The organism is Bacillus sp. LR_5 (genome assembly GCF_042709275.1).
Genome location: NZ_JAVAXX010000003.1, coordinates 64,691 through 90,086 on the forward strand (window position 1 = coordinate 64,691; position 25,396 = coordinate 90,086).

General features: G+C 45.7%; 3 protein-coding genes. 2 read left to right on the forward strand and 1 reads right to left on the reverse strand.

The genetic code is table 11. From position 1 onward, the window contains the following. The first annotated feature begins 69 nt into the window (after positions 1 to 69). Entirely contained in the window at positions 70 to 16,473 is a 16,404-nt protein-coding gene (locus RAC86_RS01780; protein WP_236827582.1) for a non-ribosomal peptide synthetase, read from the forward strand. A gap of 14 nt (positions 16,474 to 16,487) precedes the next feature. Further along, the gene (locus tag RAC86_RS01785; RefSeq protein ID WP_072566305.1) at positions 16,488 to 24,119 is read left to right on the forward strand and encodes a beta-ketoacyl synthase N-terminal-like domain-containing protein; all 7,632 of its coding nucleotides are present in this window, start codon (positions 16,488 to 16,490) and stop codon (positions 24,117 to 24,119) included. 42 nt (positions 24,120 to 24,161) lie between these two features. On the opposite strand, the gene RAC86_RS01790 is transcribed toward RAC86_RS01785, so the two are convergent. Beyond that, positions 24,162 to 25,379 carry a cytochrome P450 family protein gene (locus RAC86_RS01790; RefSeq protein ID WP_072566306.1) on the reverse strand — a complete coding sequence of 406 codons (1,218 nt, stop codon included), beginning with the start codon at positions 25,377 to 25,379 and terminating at the stop codon, positions 24,162 to 24,164. Positions 25,380 to 25,396: the final 17 nt, after the last annotated feature.

Consider the following 25,396-nt stretch of genomic DNA (forward strand, 5'->3'; position numbering starts at 1 on the left):
GAAGAACATCTTCAAGGCAAGAAGCGGCAGTTGAAAAGCCCGCTTTCAGAAGGACAAAAAGGACTGTGGATGCTTCAGAAAATGTCTCCTGATATGAGTGCATATAATATTCCTTTATGCTTTCGCATCAGCAAACGAATACATGCAGAGACGTTCAAGAAAGCCCTTCTGTTTGTGCAGAGACAATATCCTGTTTTAACCAGTGTGATTCAAGAGGAGAATGGCATTCCATTTCAAACGGTTCAGTCGTCAGAAGCTCTTTGTTTTGAGGAAGAGGATATTTCAGCGATCAAATCAGCAGAGATATTGCCTTTTCTAAAAGAAAAAGCAAAAGAACCTTTTCATTTGGAAGCTGGTCCGTTATTGCGCACACATCTTTTTCATCGATCAAAAGAAGAATGCATTGTGCTCATAACGATTCACCATATCATATTTGACGGTGTGTCGATGCTGACATTGATATCGGAACTTTTTAAGGCGTATCAAGAATTAGTGAATGGGATTGAGCCCGTGCCGCAGCCGCTAACAGCTGATTATTACGATTTTGTCGATTGGGAAACCCGGATGCTGAATAGCAGAGAAGGGGAAGAGCATCTCGCTTACTGGAAAGAACAGTTGTCTGGGAATCTGCCAGTTCTTGATCTTCAAGCTGACCGCCCGCGGTCTTCAGCACGAAAATTCAAGGGGCAAGCATATAAAAGCTTGCTCCCTCATCACCTGAGAAATCAAATCAAATCGTTTGCCCGCACCAATCATGTGAATGAATCGGTTGTGTTTCTCTCCATTTACAAGGTCCTGCTGCATCACTATACAAAACAAAAAGATATCATTGTCGGCGTTCCGACAATGGGGCGGCATGAAGATAGCTTTGAAACCCTTATCGGTTACTTTATCAACATGATGGCTGTTCGAAGCAAGAATATCGGATCTCAGCCATTTACAGCATTTATTCGGGAACTGCAGCTGACAATGGCTGACGGTCTGGACCATGCGGCATATCCGTTCCCAGCATTGGTAAGAGAGCTGAATGTAGACCGCTCGGCCGCGGATTCGCCGGTTTTTCAAACAGCCTTTCTGTACCAAAACTTCTTTCAGACAACAGGCTTGCAAAAAGCGCTTGAACTATATCAAACGCTTGGCATTGAATATATTGAGGATATTCGGCAAGAGGGAGAATTTGAGCTGGCACTCGAGATATATGAGCAAGAAAATGAAACAGCGCTTCACCTTTTGTACAACCCTGATCTATATGAATTGTCCTTCATTGAAAGCATGATGGAGAACTATATGAAGCTCGCGCAACACATGATGGAGGATCCGTCTTTGCCGCTTGAAACCTACTCTTTACAGTTACATCAAGAACAAAACAGTTTACTGGAACAATGGAATGCGACAAGCACAAACACGCCAAATGACAAGTGTATACATGAAGTGTTTGAGAAAAAAGCGAAACAAACCCCGGATGCGGTTGCTGTGATTTTCGAAGACAGGTCTCTTACATATAAAGAAGTAGATGAAAAAAGCACATCTTTGGCAATCTATCTTCAACATCAGGGGGTTGGACCTGAACACCCTGTTGGAATTTGTGCAGAGCGTTCGTTTGATATGATCATCGGGATTTTAGGAATACTGAAAGCCGGCGGAGCGTATGTGCCGTTAGATCCAAGCTTCCCGCAAGAACGGTTGGAGTACATGCTCAAAGACAGTCAGGCATCCATTGTCCTGACCCAACCTGACGTTCATCATACGATCAGCGGATTAATTGGCAGCCATGTAAAAGCTATCAATATCGAGTTGGCTTGCCGGAATGATTATACAGATCAGCAAAGCAGCGGTTTAAAACGGGAAGTAAAACCGGAGCATCTCGCTTATATCATTTACACATCGGGAAGCACTGGACAGCCTAAAGGGGTTATGGTCGAGCATAGGAGCATTATGAATACCCTAAATTTTCTTGAATCTCACTATCCTGTGACTGCTGAGGATGCATATTTACTGAAGACGAACTATGTGTTCGATGTATCGATCTCGGAATTATTTGGATGGTTTATCGGAAACGGCCGCCTTGTGATTCTTCCGCCTAATGGAGAGAAATCACCGCAGCAGTGCATGGATTATATTGAAAAATACAAAGTGAGCCATATTAATTTTGTACCGGCTATGCTCCATGTTTTTTTAGAAACGGCGAAAGACAACAAGCAGTTCACAGAGGATGGACCGCTCAAGTATATGATGGTTGCGGGTGAAGCTTTCCCTAAAGAATTAGTGAAAAAGGCGGTATCAATCCTTAAAAACTGCCGTGTTGAAAATATTTACGGACCTACGGAAGCCTCAATTTATGCTGCGTATTTCGGATGTGGAAACGGGGATATTGCAAGTCACCATACGCCGATTGGAAAACCTGTCTCCAACGTGAAACTTTATATTGTGGACCAGCATTTGATGCCTGTGTCGATTGGAAAGCCTGGTGAGCTTTGCATCGCGGGAGCCGGCTTGGCAAGAGGCTACTATAATAAGCCTGGCCTCACGGCTGAAAAATTTATTGACAATCCATTTGAACCAGGGACCAAGCTTTATAAATCAGGTGATTCAGCAAGATGGCTTCCTGACGGCAACATAGAATATTTAGGTCGGATTGACAGCCAGGTCAAAATACGCGGTTTTCGCGTCGAACTGGGCGCAATAGAAACAAAGCTGAGTGAATATCCGGGCATTTTAGATCAGGCGGTCGTGGTGAAGCAGCTGGAAGGCCATCAACAGCTCGCTGCTTATTATACAGAGGAAAGCGGCCATTCCTCTGCAGATCCAAAAGAGTTGCGCCGTCATCTAAAATCCAGTCTGCCGGAATATATGATACCTTCACACTTTATCCGCTTAGATGAGCTGCCGTTATCGCCCAGCGGGAAAGTGAACCGTAAAGAACTGGAAAAACGCGAGATCGTTTTCAATAAAAAGAAACCAAATCGCTTGCAGTTAACGGAAATAGAGGATCAGGTGCTTCGCATTTGGGAGGAAACGCTCAAGGTCAGCGGATTTGGACCGGAAGAAGGATTTTTCGATGCGGGCGGTGATTCGCTTCTGGCTGTAGCTGTGGCTGAACGAATCAAAAAAGAATTGGATTGTGAATTTAGTGTTACCGAGCTATTTGAATATTCCACAATCCGTGCAGTGAGCCAATACATTTTGGAGATGAAAAACTCAGAAAAAGCCATAACTCGAAATGAAGACGATGATGATCTCAAAAGAGATGGAAAATACCAGCAGCAGACGATCCCTCCTTATTTTGACGATAGTGTTGCGATTGTGGGGATATCCTGCCAATTTCCGGGTGCGAAAAATCATCATGATTTTTGGAATCACATCAAGGAAGGCAAAGAAAGCATTCAGTTCTTCTCTGAAGAAGAGCTTCGCGAAAACGGAGTTCCGGAAGAATTGATTCAACATCCTGACTATGTGCCTGTGCAATCTGCGATCGAGGGGAAAGACTTATTCGACCCTGGTTTCTTTCAAATTTCTCCGAAAGATGCTGAGTATATGGACCCTCAGCTCCGCCTCTTATTGCTGCATTCCTGGAAAGCGATTGAGGATGCAGGATATGTGGCAAAGGAGATTCCGGGCACAAGTGTATATATGTCTGCGAGCAACAATTCATACAGAACGTTATTGCCGAAGGAGGCAACAGAAGGGCATGAATCACCGGATGGCTATGTCTCATGGGTTTTAGCCCAAAGCGGAACCATCCCGACGATGATCTCACATAAGCTCGGATTAAAAGGGCCAAGCTACTTTGTTCATTCTAATTGCTCTTCATCACTAGTCGGCTTGTATCAGGCATACAAAAGCCTGACATCAGGCGAATCTCAATATGCGCTTGTCGGAGGCGCGACATTGCACGCTCAATCAGCGATCGGCTACGTACACCAAAACGGATTGAATTTTTCAAGCGACGGTCATGTTAAGGCGTTTGATGCTTCAGCGGATGGAATGGCCGGAGGTGAAGGCGTAGCGGTTATCCTGCTGAAAAAAGCTGTGGATGCCATAAAAGACGGAGACCATATTTATGCCATTATGCGCGGAATAGGCATTAATAATGATGGGGCAGATAAGGCAGGCTTCTACGCGCCAAGTGTAAAAGGCCAAACAGAAGTGATACAGCATGTATTGGATCAAACCAACATCCATCCCGAAACGGTCAGTTATATTGAAGCGCACGGAACGGGAACGAAATTAGGCGATCCTATTGAATTGTCTGCTTTAAATAAAGTGTACAAGCAATACACCGACAAAACACAATTTTGCGGAATTGGTTCAGTGAAAACGAATATCGGCCATTTAGATACGGCTGCTGGGTTAGCCGGATGCATTAAAGTTGCGATGAGCTTATACCATAATGAACTTGCACCGACTATCAACTGTACGGAGCCGAATCCGAATATAAACTTTGAAAGCTCTCCCTTTTATGTTGTCCGCGAACGAAAGCCGTTAAAGAAAAGTGAAGGTGTCCACCGGGCGGCTCTGAGTTCATTCGGTCTTGGCGGCACTAACGCCCATGCTATATTTGAGCAATATGAAAACCTTTCTGCATGGGCAGGGAACGAAGGCGATCAGCCCTACATCATTCCTGTATCAGCAAAAAATAGTGAACGGCTCCAAGCATACGTAAAGGAGCTGCTGACCTATATCAGTCAAAACAAGCAAACGCATATCTCTCTAAGAGATTTTGCATACACCTTCCAGGTCGGCCGGGAAGCAATGGACAGCAGGGTCGTTTTTATAGCGAACGATCTGGAAGAATGGAAACAGCAGCTGGAGGCTTTTGTGAATGGAAAGCCGCTCGCAGAAGGCTGTATTCAAGGAGAAAAAACGAGAATGACATCCGCTGAACAGTTGCTTGGAAACGCTGAAGCGGAAGAACTGGCTGCATCACGGATATCAAAAGAAGAATTGAAAAAGCTTGCCGAGATGTGGGCAAAAGGCTTTCACGTTGAATGGCGGAGGCTTTACCAAAATACGACGCCGCGCCGCATCAGCTTGCCGACATACCCTTTTGCTGAAGAACGGTACTGGCCTGAAAGCGGCACCGGCGCTATCACAACAATTGAACCATCGCGTTTGCATCCTTTGGTGCACCATAATACATCGATTCTGTCAGAGCAGCGGTTCAGCTCCACCTTCACAGGACAAGAGTATTTTATTGCCGAGCATATCATTAAAGGCATGGCGATTTTGCCGGCGGCGGTCACGCTTGAAATGGCAAGAGCCGCTATAGAACAAGGAATTGGCGAATTGGAGGATCATGAAACCGGAATCAGGCTGAAAAATGTCGTGTGGGTTCGTCCGGTTGTAGCAGGAGATGAGCCGGTTCACGTAAACATCGGACTTTATGATGAAGACGGCGGACACATTCTTTATCGGATGTATGGTGAGCCGGAATCTGTTGATGCAGAACCAGTTGTATATAACCAGGGTATAGCGGAATTGATGCAGGTAAAGCAAGAAAAAGCGCTGGATCTTGCTGAGATCAAGACCCGATGTGATCAAAGCAGAATGGACGCTGCCTTGTTTTATGAAGGAATGATCGGCGCCGATTACGGCCCCGGTTACAAGAGTGTAGAGGCCGTATATAAAGGCGAGGGTCAGCTGCTTGCGAAATTATCACCGCCAGAATCTGTCATGCATACGTTGGACGATTATGTTCTTCATCCAAGTGTAATGGACGGGGCGTTACAGGCGGCTGAATATTTACAAAACGTCGTCAGAGCGGAGCTGTCAGACAGTAAAGACTTTAAGGCAGCACTGCCGTTTGCCCTGGAGGAGCTTGAGGTCTTTCATCAATGTGTCACTGACATGTGGGTTTATGTTCAATTCAACGCGAAAAATAAACCAGGGGATCTGATACAGAAAGTCGATATTGATCTATGCGATGAGCATGGCACGATTTACGTGCGGATGAAAGGATTTTCGACGAGAGTGATGGAGGCTGATATACAAACCGAACCATCAAAAATAAACGCTGAAACTTTATTGCTTCAGCCCGTTTGGCAAGAACAAAAGGCAGCTGAAGGCGCGGCGGCAAAAAAATATGCAGAGCATCTCGTGTTCCTATGTGAATATGACAATGAGACGAGAAAACAGATTGAAGCAGCGATCGAGGATGTCCATGTATATAGCTTGGAAGCAAGGCCTTCTTCAGTGGATGGGCGTTTCCATTCTTATACGGAACAAGTGTTTAAGAAGGTACAAGAGATCACTCGCACGAAACCGATAGGCGGCATTCTCATTCAGATCGTAACCTTTGCCGAAGGAGAACAGCAATTGTTTTCAGGGTTGATTGGACTGCTAAAAACGGCCGAGCAGGAAAATGCCAAACTAACCGGCCAAATGATTGAAGTCAGCAGTGAAGAAAGTGGAGAAGGCATAGCTGGCAAACTGATAGAAAATCAAATGAGCAGCGATTCATATATCAAATATCACAACGGTACACGATACATTGCTGATTGGCGTGACATCAAAACGGCAAACCAAGACATCAGCAAGCCGTGGAAAGATGATGGCGTTTATCTCATTACAGGTGGTGCCGGAGGCTTAGGCCTTATTTTTGCAAAAGAAATCACGGAACAAACGAAGAATGCGACAGTGATTCTGACAGGCCGCTCGCCTCTTAGCGAAAGTAAAAGCAATAAGCTTAAAGAGCTTCACGGCAAGGGGGCTGAGGTCACCTATCAGCAAACAGATGTTACCGATAAGATTGAAGTCTACCAGCTTATTGACAGAATTCAGAAAACATACGGCCGTCTGGACGGCATTCTTCACAGCGCGGGAATCATCAAAGACAGCTACATGGTCAATAAATCAGCCGAAGACCTGCACGACGTACTGGCGCCTAAAGTAAAAGGACTTGTTTACCTAGACGAAGCAAGCAAGGATTTGCCGTTGGACTTCTTTATTCTCTTTTCATCACTTTCTGGAAGTTTAGGAAGCATCGGTCAGTCTGACTATGCGGCTGCCAATGTATTTATGGATATGTATGCAAGCTATCGAAATAGGCTTGCCGACCTCAGCCAGCGGCACGGGAAGACACTTTCTGTAAACTGGCCGTTATGGAGCGAGGGCGGCATGAAGGTCGATCAAGAAACAGAGAAAAGACTTGTGCAAATGGCCGGGATTGTTCCTATGAGAGCAGAAAAAGGAATTCAGGCATTATATCAAGCGTTTCATTCCGAAGCAAACCAAGTAATGGTGATCGAAGGCGATGTGCAGAAGATAAAACAAAACATGCTGGCAAAAACCGCCTCGGCACCTATGGAAAAGAAGGAAACAGAGAGCATGACTGAACAAGCAAAGAACATTGATACAGACAATTTGCTGGATAAAGTAAAGGCGATGTTAAAGCGGGAGGTCGCCAAGCTGTTAAAGGTTAAGCTTGAAACGATTGATGATCATGCCGAGATGACGGTGTATGGATTTGATTCTATCTCAATGACGGAATTCACCAACCATATCAATCGCGCCTATAAATTAGAGCTGACGCCAACCGTCTTTTTTGACCACCCGACGATTCATGCGTTTGGCAAGCATTTGTCAGAAGAATATCAAGCGGTGTTTGCGAAGACATTTGCTGTGCGCGCAGCATCGGCCCAGGTTCAGCCTGCTGCCAAACAGGAGCAAGCCTTACATGTCAAAGCTAAAAGACGCCGGAAGCAGCAAGTCACGCTGCCAAACGCCGCACAGAGTGATGCTGGGCATGAGCCTATTGCCATTGTGGGCATTAGCGGGATTTTCCCTATGGCGAAAGATGTTGATGCATACTGGAAGATCTTAAAAGAGGGCAAAGACTGCATGACGGAAATTCCGAAAGACCGCTGGGATTGGCGGGAATATGAAGGTGACCCGGCGAAGGAAGTCAATAAAACGAACGTAAAATGGGGCGGTTTTATTGACGGAATTGCAGATTTTGATCCATTATTCTTCGGCATTTCCCCGCGTGAAGCGGAACAAATGGAACCTCAGCAGCGCTTACTGTTGACTTACGCCTGGAAAGCGATCGAAGATGCAGGATATTCGGCGAAACGTCTGTCTGGCACAAAAACAGGCGTCTTCATCGGAACGGGAAATACAGGATACAGCTCCCTTTTGTCAAAAGCCAACTCGGCAGTAGAAGGCTCAGCGGCGGCCAATACAAGCCCTTCAGTCGGTCCGAACCGGGTCAGTTATTTTCTTAATCTGCATGGGCCGAGCGAACCGATTGATACAGCTTGCTCCAGCTCATTGGTGGCTATCCATCACGCCATCTCCTCAATTGAGGAAGGCACTTGTGACATGGCATTGGCCGGCGGCGTGAATACAATTATCCTTCCTGAGGTGTATATCAGCTTTGATAAAGCGGGGGCACTGAGTAAAGAAGGAAAATGCAAAACGTTTTCGAATCAAGCCGATGGTTTTGCCCATGGAGAAGGGGCCGGCATCCTGTTCTTGAAAAAATTAAAAGCGGCTGAAGAAGCGGGAGACCACATTTACGGAGTCATAAAAGGCAGCGCAATCAATCACGGCGGCCGTGCAGCATCTTTAACGACGCCTAATCCGAAGGCGCAGTCGGATGTCATTCAGTCGGCATATGAAAAAGCGGGAATCGATCCGAAAACCGTAACCTACATTGAAGCGCACGGAACCGGGACGGAGCTTGGAGATCCGGTTGAAATTAACGGATTGAAATCAGCTTTTAAAGCACTGGGTGTGAATGAAGGAGATCCATCAGCCAATCCTTATTGCGGATTAGGGTCTGTGAAGACAAACATCGGCCACTTATCGCTGGCAGCCGGTGCAGCAGGGATCATTAAAATATTATTGCAGCTTAAGCACAAAACCTTAGTGAAAAGTCTTCACTGCGAAACCGTGAATCCGTACATTCAGCTGAAAGACAGTCCGTTCTATATCGTACGGGAAACGGAAGAATGGAAAGCGATGAAAAATGAACGGGGAGAAGAGCTGCCTCGCCGAGCAGGTGTCAGTTCATTTGGGATCGGCGGCGTAAACGCTCACGTGATTATTGAGGAATATATTCCAGAAGCAGCCGATGAGATTATACCGTCCATCACACCTGAACATCCGGGTATCTTCGTTTTATCGGCTAAAAATGAAGCGCGGCTAAAAGAATATGCACAGCAGCTGGCAGATGCGATTGATAAGGAAACATATAGTGACGTAAATCTCACCCGCATCGCTTATACACTGCAAGCCGGACGGGATGCGATGGAAGAACGTCTCGGGATTATTTCTGGTTCCATTGAGGATTTACAGCAAAAGTTAAAAGACTTTGCAGCAGGCAAAAGCGATGTGGAGGATTTATTTAGAGGCAGGATTGATAAGGGCACGCTGCAAATGTTGACAGAGGACGAAGAGATTCAAGAAGCCGTTGAAAAATGGATGGAACGGGGAAAGTACGCAAAACTGCTTGAGTTATGGGTAAAGGGGCTTGATGTAGACTGGACGAAACTGTATGGCGAGAATTTGCCTAAGCGCATTAGCTTGCCGACATATCCTTTCGCAAAAGACCGTTATTGGATCTCTGATCATATAGAAAAAAGCGGCAGCCCTGAAGCAAACAAAGCAGCCTCCCGCCTTGGCGGAGCTGTGCTCCATCCATTAATGCATCAAAACACATCGAACCTCTCGGAACAAAGATTTAGCTCCATCTATACTGGAGAAGAATTTTTCCTTGCCGATCATGTTGTCAAAGGCCAACGGATCTTGCCGGGAGTGGCACATCTTGAATTGGCGCGGGCGGCTGTCGAACAGGCAGCAGAGGTACAAGGTGTTCCGTGCACCATGAAGCTAAAGAATGCGGTTTGGGTGCGGCCTATTGTTGTAGAGGATCAGCCGCAGCAAGTACACATCAGGCTTTTACCGGAAGAAAATGGTGAAATCTCTTATGAAATCTACGGTAATCCAGACGCTGCAGGCGAACAGTCAATCGTCTATAGCCAAGGCAGTGCTGTAATAAGTCCTGCTGAAAACCTGCCGGTGGTTGACTTGCAATCCTTGCGGGAGCAGTGTCAGCAAAGCGATTTCAGCGTTACTGAAGTATATGACACCTATCAAATGATCGGTTTTGAATATGGTCCTGCTTACCGCGGGATGAAAAAAATCTATACAGCCGAACATTTTGTTTTAGCAAGATTGTCATTGCATCCGTCTGCTTTAGATACGCTCAGCCAATACAACATGCACCCGGGGTTGATGGACTCTGCTTTGCAGGCATCGAGCATTTTAACAGGCGCGGGGGATAACCAGCTGACACTGCCTTTTGCGGTCCAAGAGCTTGAAGTCTTCGGAGCATGCTCTTCAGAAATGTGGGTATATGCAAGATACAGTCAAGGCAGCAAGGCAACTGATAAAGTACAAAAACGGGATATTGATATGCTAGATGAGAACGGCAATGTTTGCGTACGGATGAAAGGATTGTCTTTCAGGGCAGCTGAAGGCGGCTCTGGATCGGCAAAACCTGATCAAACGCTGGAAACCCTGATGTTTGAAGAACAATGGGTGCCTAAGGCTTGTGAAAAAGAAAATCCTGAGCCTCATTACGAACGGCACATTGTCATTCTTTGTGACATGAATGGCCTCTCAAAAGACAGCATTGAATCAAGAATGATAGGAGCGGAATGCATCGTTTTGGAGTCTTTCCGCGAAGGACTGGCAGAGAGGTTCCAAGATTATGCCGAACAAGCGCTTGAGACAGTACAGAGCCTTCTCAAAAGCAAGCCGCAGGGCAATGTCCTGATCCAGCTTCTAACTTCTGCCCAAAGAAAACAGTACTCATTCTCAGGGCTATCGGCGCTCCTTAAAACCGCCAGCCTGGAGAACAAAAAATTGATCGGCCAGACGATTGAGATCGCTTCAAACGAAAACATTGAAAGTGTGATAGAAAAACTGAAAGAGAATAAAAGACACGCAGGAGATCAGCACATCAAATATGAAACTGGCAAACGGTACATCAATGAATTACGTGAAATGCAAATGGCTGATCAGGGCATAAGCCTGCCGTGGAGAGATAAGGGTGTATACCTCATCACCGGTGGTGCAGGAGGACTCGGGTTTATTTTTGCAAAAGAGGTTGCTCGTCAAGCCGAACAGCCTGTGCTCATTCTGACAGGCAGATCTGCGTTGAATCCGGATCAGCAGGTACAGCTAAACGAACTTCAGCGCTTAGGGGCTCGCGCAGAATACAGACGGATTGATGTGACACAAGCAGAGGAAGCCTCCGAGCTCATCACAAGCATCACGTCTGATTACGGGGACTTGAATGGCGTCATTCACAGCGCAGGGCTGATTAAAGATAACTATCTCGTGAACAAAACCAATGAAGAGCTGACACAAGTTCTCGCACCTAAGGTAAAAGGACTTGTGAATGTGGATGAGGCAACCGAGCATCTCGCATTAGATTTCTTTATCCTCTTTTCTTCAATATCAAGTGTTGCCGGCAGCGTAGGGCAGGCGGATTATGCGATGGCTAACGCGTTTATGGACAGCTATGCAGCTTATCGAAATGCGCTTGTGACCGCCATGTACAGGCACGGGCAAACGTTGTCGATCAATTGGCCGCTCTGGAAAGAAGGCGGCATGCGCGCGAATAAAGAAATTGAAAACATGACTTTGAAAAACACAGGTGTGACTCCAATGCGGACCGAGACCGGCATTCAGGCGCTGTATAAAGGTTTGGCATTTGGCAAAGATCACGTCATCGTCATGGAAGGGATCAGAGACATGATGAGGGAAAAGCTGACTCAAAAACCGTCTTCTGATGATGTTCCAATGAAAACAGTGCAGGTACCGGTGACATCTGAAGCAAGAATGGACCAAGACAGTTTGTTTGACCATATTCAAGAAGCTTTAAAGCAAGCAATCTCTCAATTGCTCAAAATCAAACCTGAAGAGATTGACCCGGATATGGAATTTAATCAATATGGATTTGATTCGATAACGTTGACTGAATTTGCAAATACACTGAATGAGCAGTACAAGCTGGATCTCACGCCTACGATCTTCTTCGAACACGCAACTGTTTATGCATTTGCAGCGTATCTGTCAGAAGAATATCCAAATGCCTTTACAGTTCAAACGCCTGTCAAAGCTGAGCAGCCTTTACAACCTGTAGAAAAAAACATAAAAAACATGACATTTTCAGCTGAAAACCGCTTTGCAAAACCTTCGGTAACGCCAGTGCAAAAGGCAGCTGATCACGGGCCTGAGCCTATTGCGATTGTGGGGCTGAGCGGCGTTTTTCCAAAGGCAAAGGACATCGAGGAATACTGGAAGAATCTGAAAGCGGGCGTAGATTGTATTACAGAGGTTCCAAAAGACCGCTGGGATTGGCAGGAGTATTACGGAGACCCTCTAAAAGAAGCGAATAAAACAAACGTCAAATGGGGCGGTTTTATAGATGAAGTAGCTGACTTTGATCCATTGTTCTTCGGCATATCTCCGCTTGAGGCGGAACAGATGGAGCCTCAGCAGCGCCTGTTAATGACCTATGCGTGGAAGGCGATAGAAGAAGCGGGATACTCAGCGCGAAGCCTGTCAGGAACCAAAACGGGTATCTATATCGGGACTGGAAACACGGGGTACAGTTCGCTTTTGTCAAATGTAGACATCGAAGGCTCGGCAGCTGCGAACATGAGTCCTTCTGCAGGACCGAATAGAGTCAGTTATTTTCTGAACATTCATGGACCGAGCGAACCGATCGACACTGCATGCTCAAGCTCTTTGGTCGCCATTCATCATGCGGTTTGCGCAATTGAAAACGGAAACTGTGAAATGGCGATTGCAGGAGGTGTCAACACAGTTGTAACACCTCAAGGCCATATCGCCTATGATAAGGCCGGGGCGCTGAGCAAAGAAGGAAGATGCAAAACATTTTCTGATAGAGCCGATGGATTCGCAGTCAGTGAAGGTGCCGGCATTCTCTTCCTGAAAAAGCTGACAGCGGCTGAACGAGACGGTGATCATATTTACGGTGTCATCAAAGGAAGTGCGGTAAACCACGGAGGCCGCGCAAATTCTCTGACGACTCCTAATCCGAAGGCTCAGGCGGATGTCGTGAAAACAGCATATGAAAAAGCGGGAATTGATCCAAGAACCGTGACCTATATTGAAGCGCATGGAACTGGAACAGAGCTTGGTGATCCAGTAGAAATCAACGGCTTAAAAGCGGCATTTAAAGAGCTGTATGAAAAAACGGGAGACCCGGCAGTTCGTAGCGGTCATTGCGGACTTGGATCTGCAAAGACAAACATCGGTCACTTATCGCTCGCCGCCGGTGTGGCGGGTGTCATTAAAGTGTTATTGCAGCTGAAACATAAGACGCTTGTAAAGAGTTTGTACAGTGAAACGATAAATCCGTATATCAGACTGGAGGACAGCCCGTTTTATATTGTGCAGGAATCCAGAGAGTGGCAGGCGCTGCAGGATGAAGCCGGCCGAGAGCTGCCGCGCCGCGCCGGCGTCAGTTCATTTGGCATAGGCGGCGTCAATGCCCACGTGGTCATTGAGGAATATATTCCAAAAGAAGCAACTCATTCTGCACAAGCGCCAGCTGTGACAGCACAACATCCGGGCATCTTTATCTTGTCGGCAAAGGATGAAGATCGTCTAAAAGACCAAGCCCGGCAATTAGCAGACTTTATCAGCAGTCAATCTATTACATCTCGTGATCTCACTGATATTGCCTACACACTCCAAGTGGGGCGTGATGCAATGGAGGAGAGATTAGGGATCATCGCTGTCTCGGCAGGGGACTTGCTGAAAAAACTGAACCTCTTTATCACTGGACATGCAAGTGCGAAGTACATGTCAGGCAGAGCAGACAAAGGGATCGTACAGACATTGAGATCAGATGATGAAATACAGAAAATCCTCAATAACAGCTGGGAGCCCGTGATATATGAAAGACTGCTTGAATTATGGATAAAAGGCATGGAAATAGATTGGAGTAAACTGTATGGCGGCAAACAGCCGAAACGCATCAGTCTCCCAACCTATCCATTTGCAAAAGAACGCTACTGGATAACGGATATGAAAGAGGAAGCAGTCACACATCATGCAGCACCTAGTGTCGAAACAGCAGCTTTGCACCCATTAGTACAGTCCAACACATCCGATCTATCAGAGCAGCGTTTCAGCTCGACCTTTACAGGTGCTGAGTTCTTTTTCACCGATCATAAGGTGAAGGGAAGCCCGGTCATGCCGGGTGTGGCATATCTTGAGATGGTTCATGCTGCCGTTACGAGATCAGTGAGAGGAATCATAGAGACACAATCTGTTGTTCACATCAAAAATGTTGTGTGGGTGCAGCCAATTGTGGCGGATGGCCAGCCTGTTCAAGTCGATATCAGTCTGGATCCCCAGCAGGACGGTGAGATTGCTTTTAACATCTTTACAGAGGATGCGCACAATGGGCGGAAAATACACTGTCAAGGCAGTGCTGCAATCAGCGGGGCAGGAGACATTCCAGTTCAGGATATCAGCGAGCTTCAAGATCAATGCTGCCTAAGCACACTCTCACACGAGCAATGTTATGAATTATTTAAGGCGATCGGCATTAAATACGGACCTGGTTTTCAAGGAATAGATCGGCTTTATATCGGCCGCAATCAAGCCCTGGCAGAGCTTTCCCTGCCTCCTGGTATATCTCACACGCTGGACGAATTCGTTCTTCATCCAAGTATGGCAGACTCTGCTTTACAAGCGTCAATCGGGTTGAAGTTGAATTCCGGCGACGAACAGCTTTCTCTGCCTTTTGCGCTGCAAGAGCTAGAAATATTCAGTCCGTGTACAGATAAAATGTGGGTGTCTGTCACATCTCGTCCAAATGAGGACAGAATACAGAAACTGGATATGGATCTATGTGATGAACAAGGCCGAGTGTGTGTACGAATCAAGGGTATTTCCTCAAGGGTACTGGAAGAAATACAACCGCAAGATGAGCCGAAGTCAATAGATATCAAGGCATCTCTTGATGGAGCGCTTCTTATGGCGCCGGTATGGGATCAAGTACAACTGGAGAAGAACAGCATTCCGCCTGCTGATGAGCGTGTTGTCATCCTCGGAGGGGATCACAACAGCAGAACAGCTGTTCAAAGGCAGTTCCCGTTTGCCGAGGAGCTGTATATTGAGCCGAGCGCATCGATTCATGAGATTGGGAGCCAGTTTGAAACACTCGGATCGTTTGACCATATTGTGTGGCTGTCCCCTTCCCGTGTGACAGAAAGTGAAGCCGGCGACGAAATGATTGAAGCCCAAGATCAAGGCGTGAATCAAATGTTCAGGCTCATTAAGGCAATGCTCTCTTTAGGCTATGGAGAGAAGAAGATGAGTTGGACGGTCGTGACGGCAGATACGCAATGTGTTGATCAGTATGATATTGTCGACCCGGTCGACGCCGGTGTACACGGTCTGATTGGTTCGATGGCAAAAGAATATCCAAATTGGCAGACAAAGCTGATCGATGTCAGGAAGCATGAGGATTTGCCGGTGTCTGAGATCGTTTCCTTGCCAATTGATCAAGAAGGGAATACTTGGGCCTATCGAAATCAGCACTGGCATAAACTGCGTTTGATTCCAGTGCACAACAATCAACCAGTGCATACGAAGTATAAGCACGGAGGCGTTTATGTCGTCATAGGCGGCGCAGGCGGTATTGGCGAAGCTTGGAGCGAATATATGATCAGAACATACCAGGCACAGATTGTTTGGATTGGCAGAAGGAAAATGGATACAGCGATTCAAAGTAAGCTGGACAGACTTGCGCGTCTAGGGTCAGCCCCATTTTACATTCAAGCTGATGCGGCTAACCGCGAGGAATTAGAGCATGCTTATGAAACAATCAAACAAACGCATCGAGAAATCAACGGCATTATACATTCTGCGATTGTCTTGCAAGACCGAAGCCTGATGAATATGAGTGAGGACTGCTTCAGAAACGTTCTTGCTGCAAAAGTTGATGTAAGTGTGCGAATGGCACAAGTTTTCCGGCATGAACCACTGGACTTTGTTTTGTTTTTCTCTTCCGTACAATCGTTTGCGAGAGCTTCCGGACAAAGCAATTACGCTGCCGGCTGCAGTTTTAAGGATGCTTTTGCACAGCGGCTTTCTCAAGTATGGCCTTGTACAGTAGCCGTGATGAATTGGAGTTATTGGGGAAGCGTCGGTGTTGTTTCCTCACCGGAATATCAGAAGAGAATGGCTCAGGCAGGCATTGGTTCGATTGAAGCCCCTGAAGCGATGGAGGCATTGGAATTGCTGCTTGGGGGGCCGCTGAAGCAGCTAGTGATGATGAAAATGGCAAACGAAACGAATGATGAAGCGGAACAGATAGAAGAAACAATTGAAGTGTACCCGGAAACTCATAGCTCCGCCATTCAAAAGCTGCGAAGCTATCACCCGGGTGACAGCACAAAGATTCAACAACTGTTATAGGAGGGGAAACGCCAATGCTGAACACAGAAGACATTCTCTGTAAAATGCTTTTCGCACAATTGCAGTCCATAGGGTTTTTCACAGAACGTAAATCCCAGCCGGTATTGGAGAATTTCTATGGCAGATGGTTTGAAGAAAGCCAATCGATTTTAGAACGGCATCAATTTCTCAAGCGAACGAAGAATGGACATATTCCAACGCGCTCAATAGGGACCGTAGGTGAGCTGTGGAAGGAATGGAATGAACAAAAGTCAGACCTGCTTCAAGACAATAATATGAAAGCCATGGTGACATTGGTGGAAACAGCACTTAAAGCCTTGCCGGATATCCTGACCGGCAAGGCGTCTGCCACCGATATCCTGTTTCCGGATTCATCTATGGATTTAGTAGAAGGGGTCTATAAAAACAACCAAGTCGCAGACTATTTTAATGATGTGTTAGCCGACACGTTAACGGCCTATCTGCAAGAACGCCTGAAGCAAGAGCCTGAGGCGAAGATTCGAATATTAGAAATCGGGGCCGGAACCGGCGGTACAAGCGCGGCTGTTTTTCAAAAATTGAAAGCCTGGCAGACACATATAAAAGAATATTGCTATACAGATCTGTCGAAAGCATTTTTGATGCATGCAGAAAATAAGTACGGTCCGGACAATCCATATTTGACATATAAACGATTTAATGTGGAGGAGCCGGCATCTGAACAGCATATTGATGCAGGGAGCTATGACGTGGTCATTGCAGCGAATGTGCTGCATGCCACGAAAAATATCCGGCAGACATTGCGAAATGCAAAAGCAGTTCTGAAAAAGAATGGGCTGCTTCTCTTAAATGAAATAAGTGATCATAATATATACTCGCATTTGACGTTCGGCCTTTTGGAGGGCTGGTGGCTGTATGAGGACCCTGATCTCCGTATACCGGGCTGCCCGGGCCTGTATCCGGACACTTGGAAAATGGCGCTTGAAAGTGAGGGATATCGCTATGTTTCCTTTATGGCTGAACAATCACATCAGCTTGGCCAGCAGATCATTGCTGCTGAAAGTGACGGAGTCGTCCGTCAAAAGAAGAGAACTGAGTCGGCAGAAGATACAGGACCTACACAAATGAATGCTGTAAAAGCTCATTCACAGGAAAGCGATTCTCTCATTGAACAAACTGCACAATTTGTCATGCAGACGCTGGCAAAATCAATCAAACTATCACCAGAGCGTATTCATGAAGATACAACATTCGAGAAGTATGGAATTGATTCGATTTTGCAGGTGAATTTCATTCGTGAATTAGAAAAAGTGACGGGGGATCTTCCAAAAACCATTTTATTTGAACATAACAACACAAAAGAACTCGTTGATTATTTAGTAAAGGAGCACGAAAGCAAGCTCCGGACAGTACTGTTAAAAGAAACACCACAGCCTGCCAAAAACGAAGCTCTTGTTCAAACGGAGCGTGCAACTGCTAGTAAGCCGTTTTCTTTTACTACACGCCGTTTTGCTGGAGAGCAGCAAGTTAAAGAAACGCAGCAAGCATCAAATAGCGAGGTAAAAAAGGAAACGACAAGCAATGTCCAAGAGGCCCAGACGAAAGATTCTGGTACAGAAGATATCGCAATTATCGGGATCAGCGGACGCTATCCGATGTCTGATAGTTTAGAAGAGCTATGGGCGCATTTAATCGCTGGAGACAATTGTATTACAGAGGCTCCGGAATCCAGATGGCGCACATCGTTATTGAAAACATTATCAAAAGATTCAATAAAGCCTGCAGATAAGAAGCGTTATGGCGGATTTTTACAAGACATTGAAGCATTTGACCATCAGCTTTTTGAAGTGGAGAAAAGCCGAGTGATGGAAATGACACCGGAACTCCGCTTATGTTTAGAAACCGTCTGGGAAACATTTGAGGACGGCGGCTATACCCGCACCCGGCTGGATGAACTGCGGGATGGCGACACCGGAGTGGGTGTCTTTATCGGGAATATGTATAACCAGTATTTTTGGAATATCCCATCAATAGAGCAGGCAGTCCTCAGTTCAAATGGAGGAGACTGGCATATCGCGAACCGCGTTTCCCATTTTTTCAATCTGACCGGACCGAGTATCGCTGTCAGCTCTGCATGCTCCAGTTCATTAAACGCCATTCATCTTGCCTGTGAAAGCTTGAAATTGAATAGCTGCTCTATGGCAATTGCTGGAGGGGTCAATTTAACACTTGATCTCTCAAAGTATGATTCTTTGGACCGAGCCAATCTGCTGGAAAGCGGAAATCAAAGCAAAAGTTTTGGCACAGGAACCGGGCTTGTTCCCGGGGAAGGCGTCGGAGCTGTTCTGTTAAAACCACTATCGAAGGCAATTGAGGATCAGGATCATATTTATGCTGTGATCAAAAGCAGTTTTGCCAATCATAGCGGAGGAAGACAGATGTATACAGCTCCAGATCCGAAGCAGCAAGCAAAATTAATTGCCAAGTCGATTGACCAGTCGGGCATTGATCCGGAAACTATCAGCTATATTGAATCAGCGGCAAACGGTTCAGCACTCGGCGATCCCATTGAAGTAATTGCATTGACAAACGCGTTTCAACAATACACAAATAAGAAACAGTTTTGTGCGATAGGCTCTGTCAAATCCAACTTGGGGCATTTGGAGGCGGCCTCCGGCATTTCTCAGCTGACAAAAGTGCTGCTACAGATGAAGAAGGGCACGCTGGTGCCGACAATCAACGCAACACCTGTCAATCCAAATATTAAACTGGAAAATACGGCTTTTTATCTTCAGGAACAAACGGAGCCATGGCATCGCTTGAATGATCCTGAAACCGGAAAACAATTGCCTCGCAGAAGCATGATCAATTCCTTCGGAGCGGGGGGAGCCTATGCCAATCTCATTATAGAAGAATTTATAGAGACGGCTCCTGAGAGACAGATTGCTTCCCGCCAACAGGAATTTACAGCCGTTTTTTCAGCAAAAACAAAATGGAGCCTGCTCAGCTATCTTGAAAACATGCAATTGTTTTTAGAGAAGGAAGCTGCTCTGGGTATTGAACCAATTGTACAGGCTTTACACAGGAGAAATCACAATTTAGAGCATAGGGCTGCATTTACAGTAACATCGACTCAGGAACTGATCGAAAAACTAAAGATGTTCCGAACATCAAAAGAAAGCTCACTCCAGCAAGGTATTTATACATCATTCGATTTACAGCCATGTGCGGGATCAGCCCATAAGGATAAAGAAACAAATCCAGCAAAGCAATGGGCACAAGGGGCATCCATTGCTTTTAAAGAAGCAACTCAAGGGAACCGATCCGGCTGGGTTCACCTGCCACACTATGCATTTGATCATCATACAGCATTTCATTTCGATGTTCCGTCGGGTCAGGGGAAACCACCGGCTGTCGAAAGCAATATCAATCATCCGGTCATACAAGATCAATTCACATATGATGAGCCTTACGTGCGAGGCCACGTCTTTAACAATGAACGGGTGCTTGTCGGTGCAACATTCAGCAGTCTGGCCATTGATGCATTTTTTAACTTGTTTCCTGAGGAAACCAGCGGCCGTATCAGCAAATTAAGTTATATCAACCCAGTTGTCATCAAACAAGGCGAGACCATTGAACTACAGGCAAACCCGCTTCAAAAAGATCAAGTCATAGAATTACAAATCATGTACCGTGAGCTGGCCTCTGATACATGGAAGCCTGCCGCCATCGGGCAATGCCAAAAAAGTTTATTTGAAACAAAAAAAGTCAATATCGAGAGCTTAAAGCAGTCATTAACCGAGCTTCATCACATCGAACAGATGTATAAAGCCGGAAACGGGCCTGAGTGGGGAGAGCTATTTAAGACGATTACTCATCTTTACAGAGACAATAGGTCGATACTGGCAAAAATTCGCCTTCCTCAAAGCGGTCTGGCAAACAGGCATCTGTACACTGTAAGCCCATTGGTAACAAACAGCGCCTACTTGGCTATCCTCAGTTTCTTAGAGCAATTTGACATTGAGGGCAGCTTCCTGCCATTTGGAATCAATGATATCCAATTTACAAAACATACGATACAAGAGGATTGTTGGCTTCTGATTACATTGGTTAAAAATACAGGTGACATGCTGCTGTTCGATGTAGATGTAATCAATGAATCGTCAGAAATAGTGCTGCGCTATTCGGGCTACTCGTTAAAGCAACTACGTATTTCAAATCACAGAGAAAATGAAAATCAGCCCATCAAAGTCAGCAATCTAAAAGACCGTATCAGAAGCTATGTAACAGATAAACTGGCAGTAAACATGGCCGACCCGTCAAAACTGTCTCTTTCAAAAGCGCATATTATGGATTTGGGGGTTGATTCCTCTCAATTGGTTGCGCTGACAAGGGAGATGGAATCAGAAACAAAAATCGAATTAAATCCGACGTTGTTTTTTGAATATCCAACTGTTCAAGAGCTTATCGACTTTTTTGCGGACAAACATGAAGAATCATTTGTCCGGCTGTTTGGTGAAGCTGATCAGCTGCAGGAACGCCCGGCTAAAATCGATAACAAAATGAAACAGATCCCGGCACATGAGGTGAAGACGGATAAAACAATTGAACATGCGACAGACGGAATAGCCATTATCGGCATGTCGGGGCAGTTTCCGAAAGCAAACAGCGTCACGGAATTTTGGGACAACATCATTCACGGAAAGAACTGTATCTCTGAAGTGCCGAAAGAACGCTGGGACTGGCGTAAATTTGCTTCAGCTGATAAAGAGGAACAATCTAGCCTTCAATGGGGCGGATTTATAGAGGGAATAGGTGAGTTTGATCCGCTGTTTTTTGGCATATCACCTAAAGAAGCGGCACATATGGATCCGCAGGAGTTTCTGCTCTTGATACATGCATGGAAGGCGATGGAAGACGCAGGCTTAACAGGACAGGCCTTATCTAGCCGTCCGACAGGAGTGTTTGTCGCGGCCGGCAATACAGATACAGCTGTGATTCCTTCCTTAATTCCTAACCGTATCTCCTATGCACTGGATGTAAAAGGGCCAAGCGAATATTACGAAGCTGCCTGCTCCTCAGCTCTTGTGGCTTTGCACAGAGCCATACAATCAATTCGATACGGTGAATGTGAGCAAGCCATTGTCGGGGCTGTGAATTTGCTGCTTTCACCAAAAGGCTTCATTGGCTTCGACTCAATGGGATATTTGAGTGCAGAAGGACAGGCCAAATCCTTTCAAGCAGATGCGAATGGCTTTGTCAGAAGTGAAGGAGCAGGGGTTCTTATCATTAAACCTTTGCAAAAAGCCATTGAGGATTCAGATCATATTTATTCGGTCATTAAAGGGACAGGTGTATCACATGGCGGCAGGGGAATGTCACTTCACGCGCCAAATCCGGTTGGTATGAAGGATGCACTGCTGAAGGCTTACCAAGGAGCGCAAATTGATCCAAAAACGGTGACCTATATAGAAGCGCATGGGATTGCTTCTCCATTAGCAGACGCGATAGAAATGGGGGCATTAACTGCAGGCTTAAGCCAGCTTGAATTGGAACTTCCACAGGAAGTACAGGAGGAAGCGCCATGTTATATCAGCAGCTTAAAGCCAAGCATCGGACACGGTGAACTGGTCTCCGGCATGGCTGCTCTCATGAAGGTCAGCATGGCAATGAAGCATCAAACAATACCAGGCATATCCGGATTTGATTCATTGAATGATCAGGTGTCAATAAAGGGCACCCGTTTCCAAATGACTGCGGAGAACCAGCAGTGGGAGGATGTAAAGGACGGCTCAGGCAGAAAAATCCCGCGCAGAGCGAGTATCAACAGCTATAGCTTTGGAGGCGTAAATGCGCACGTCATTTTAGAAGAATACATTCCTTCACCAAAAGCACCGATTCATATGAATGAGAATGAAGCTCACATTGCGGTTCTTTCTGCAAAGAATCAAGACAGGCTAAAAGCAGTTATTCAACAGCAGCTTGATTATGTGAACAAACAACAAGAACTGTCATTACAACATTATGCTTTTACACTTCAAACCGGACGAGAGGAGATGGGAGACCGGCTGGCGCTGGTCGTCCGCAATAAAGAAGAGCTGGTAACCGGCTTGCAAGACTGCTTAACAGCCGCGGAAAAAGGCGAAAAGCCGAAAAGTTCTGTACCTGTCTTTAGCGGAAATGCGGAAGAGGGCTCGTCAGATATCGAAGCCTTGCTGGATGGTCCATTAAGAGAAATGGTGATAGAGACTTTGTTGTCTGAAAACAACTTTGAAAAGATTGCATTTTGCTGGACAAAAGGGGTGCAAATCCCGTGGGAGCAGCTTTATCAAGGAAAAGATGCTTGCAGAATACCGTTGCCAACCTATCCATTTGAAAAGAGAAGTTGCTGGAATGGCTTTCAAGCAATAGAGAATACGCCTTCTGTTTCACATGATGAGCATATCAACATCCGCGATCATCACATGTTAGCTGATGTATTAGGGATGGCTCCAGAAGAATTGCATCCTCATAAGCAATTGCAACATTACGGATTTGATTCGATTTCTTGCATACAGTTATTACAGCAATTGCAATCAAAGGTTGACCCTCTCGTCACCTTGGCGGAGTTGCAAGCATGCCAAACTGTACAGGACATGACGGACTTGATCGCAAAGAAACAGGAGGATGCATCTTTACAAAATGATCATGCTCGCACGTTTGCGGAATTGATACCGTTAAATGACGGCAAGCGGGGGCGCCCTGTATTTTGGTTTCATGGCGGGGTGGGAGGCGTTGAAATCTATCAGCAATTTGCACAAAAAAGCCAGCGCCCTTTTTATGGTATTCAAGCCAGGGGATTTATGACTGATCATGATCCTTTACATGGAATTGAACAAATGGCTTCCTATTATATAGAGATCATTCGATCTATACAGCCGGAAGGCCCTTATGATGTAGGCGGATATTCCTTAGGCGGAATGATTGCATATGAAGTCACACGCCAGCTGCAAAATAAAGGCCTCGCGGTCAAAAGCATGGTGATGATTGACTCTCCATACAGTTCTGAGACGAAAGAGTATGAGGCTTCTATGAAAGCGTCAATGCTGCAAACAATCAATACGATGCTGGCATCGATTGCAAATCCGGATAAGCTTACTGACGTTCTCATCAGCCGTGAAGAGGTAGACACCAGCACAGAGGATGAAGAATTCCTGTCTGAGCTGATTGATTTGGCAAAAAAACGGGGATTAAATAAACCGGAGAAGCAAATACGTGTGCAGACGAAGCAAATGATGAAAACACAGTGTGCCTATGATGTTGAATCGTATACTGTACAGCCTCTGCCTGACCCTGAGGCGGTAAAATGTTATTACTTCCGCAACAAAAGCAGGTCTTTCTTTGGTGATTTAGACATTTATTTCACTTTCTCAAATGAAAAAACATCGTTCGATCAAGCTGCCTACTGGGAGGAATGGGAGCGGCAAATTCCCCATTTCAACCTGATAGATATCGATTCAAGCAACCACTTCATGATATTAACGGAACCTAAAGCGTCCAAAGCCATGTTAGAATTTTGCGAAAAACTCTATTCAAATAAGGGAGTAGTAAACGCGAATTTCCTTAAGGCTTTCCGGAAAAAACATGAAGCGAAAGAAGAAAAAGAAGATGAATTGGTGAAGCGCTGAGAAACACAAACGCCCCCTATTTAAGGGGGCGTTTTGAATATGTTATTTTGAAAGTGAAACAGGGAGACATTCTAACCCTCTTAAAAAGACATTTTTTCTCCATTGAATGTCATCAGGCGCTGCCGCGAGTTCAATATCCGGAAATCTCTTTAGAAGCGCGTTGAACGCAATGTGGCCTTCCAGTCTGGCAAGCGGCGCTCCTAAGCAGAAATGAATGCCAAAGCCGAAAGAAATATGTCTGTTAGGCGATCGATTTAGATTTAATGTTTCCGGGTTCTCAAAAAAGTTTGGATCGCGATTGGCAGATCCGATGCCTATAAAGATCATGTCTCCTCTTTTGATCGAATGCCCCTTGTATGTAAAGTCCTCGATGGCCCACCGATTTGCCATCATAACGACAGGCGAGGTGTATCGCAGCAATTCTTCAACTGCTGTAGCGATCATTTCAGGATGCTGCTTCAGTTTTTCGAACTCCTCCTTGTGCTGAAGCAATGCGAGGGTGCCTGATCCGAGTAAATTAACGGTTGTTTCAAGGCCCGCTACAACCAGCAAAAACAGCATCGAATAAAGCTCTTTTTCACTTAACTTGCTGCCGTTTTCATCAGCATGCACAAGCTTACTGATTAAATCGTCTCTTGGCTGTATCCTTCTGTCATGGATCAGCTTGGCGATATAGTCTTTAAATTCACGAAGGGCTTGATTTGTCAGCTCTCTGTTACTTTCAGAGGTATCAACCATCGCATTGGTCCAGATTTGAAACTGTGCCCGATCCTCTTTAGGAATTCCCATCAATTCAGATATAACTATAAAAGGCAAAGGGGATGCGAAGGATTTCATGATGTCCGCTTTATTTTCTTTTTCCATTTCATCTAAAAGCTGTTCAGAAATTTGTTCGACGCTGCCGCGCAGATTTTCAATGGTGCGGGGAGTAAATGCTTGATGAACAAGTGATCTTAAGCGGGTATGGTCAGGTGTGTCTTTTGCCAGCATATGATCGGATACGAAATCGATATCCTCGCTGACGTTGAGCATTTTGATTTGTTCTTGGCTCATCACGTTTTTAACGTCTCTTGTAATTCGATTGTCTTTTAAAAAGGCCATACAATCATCATATCGGGTGATTAACCAAGCCGGATATGTGCCTCCGAATCGTTTTAATTCAAATCGGTGAATGGGATCTTCCTCTCTAAATCGGCCCAATACTGAAAAAGGATTTTGATGAAATTCTTTACCATGCGGATGAAACATCAATTTTTCCATGTGCATTCTCCTCGCCT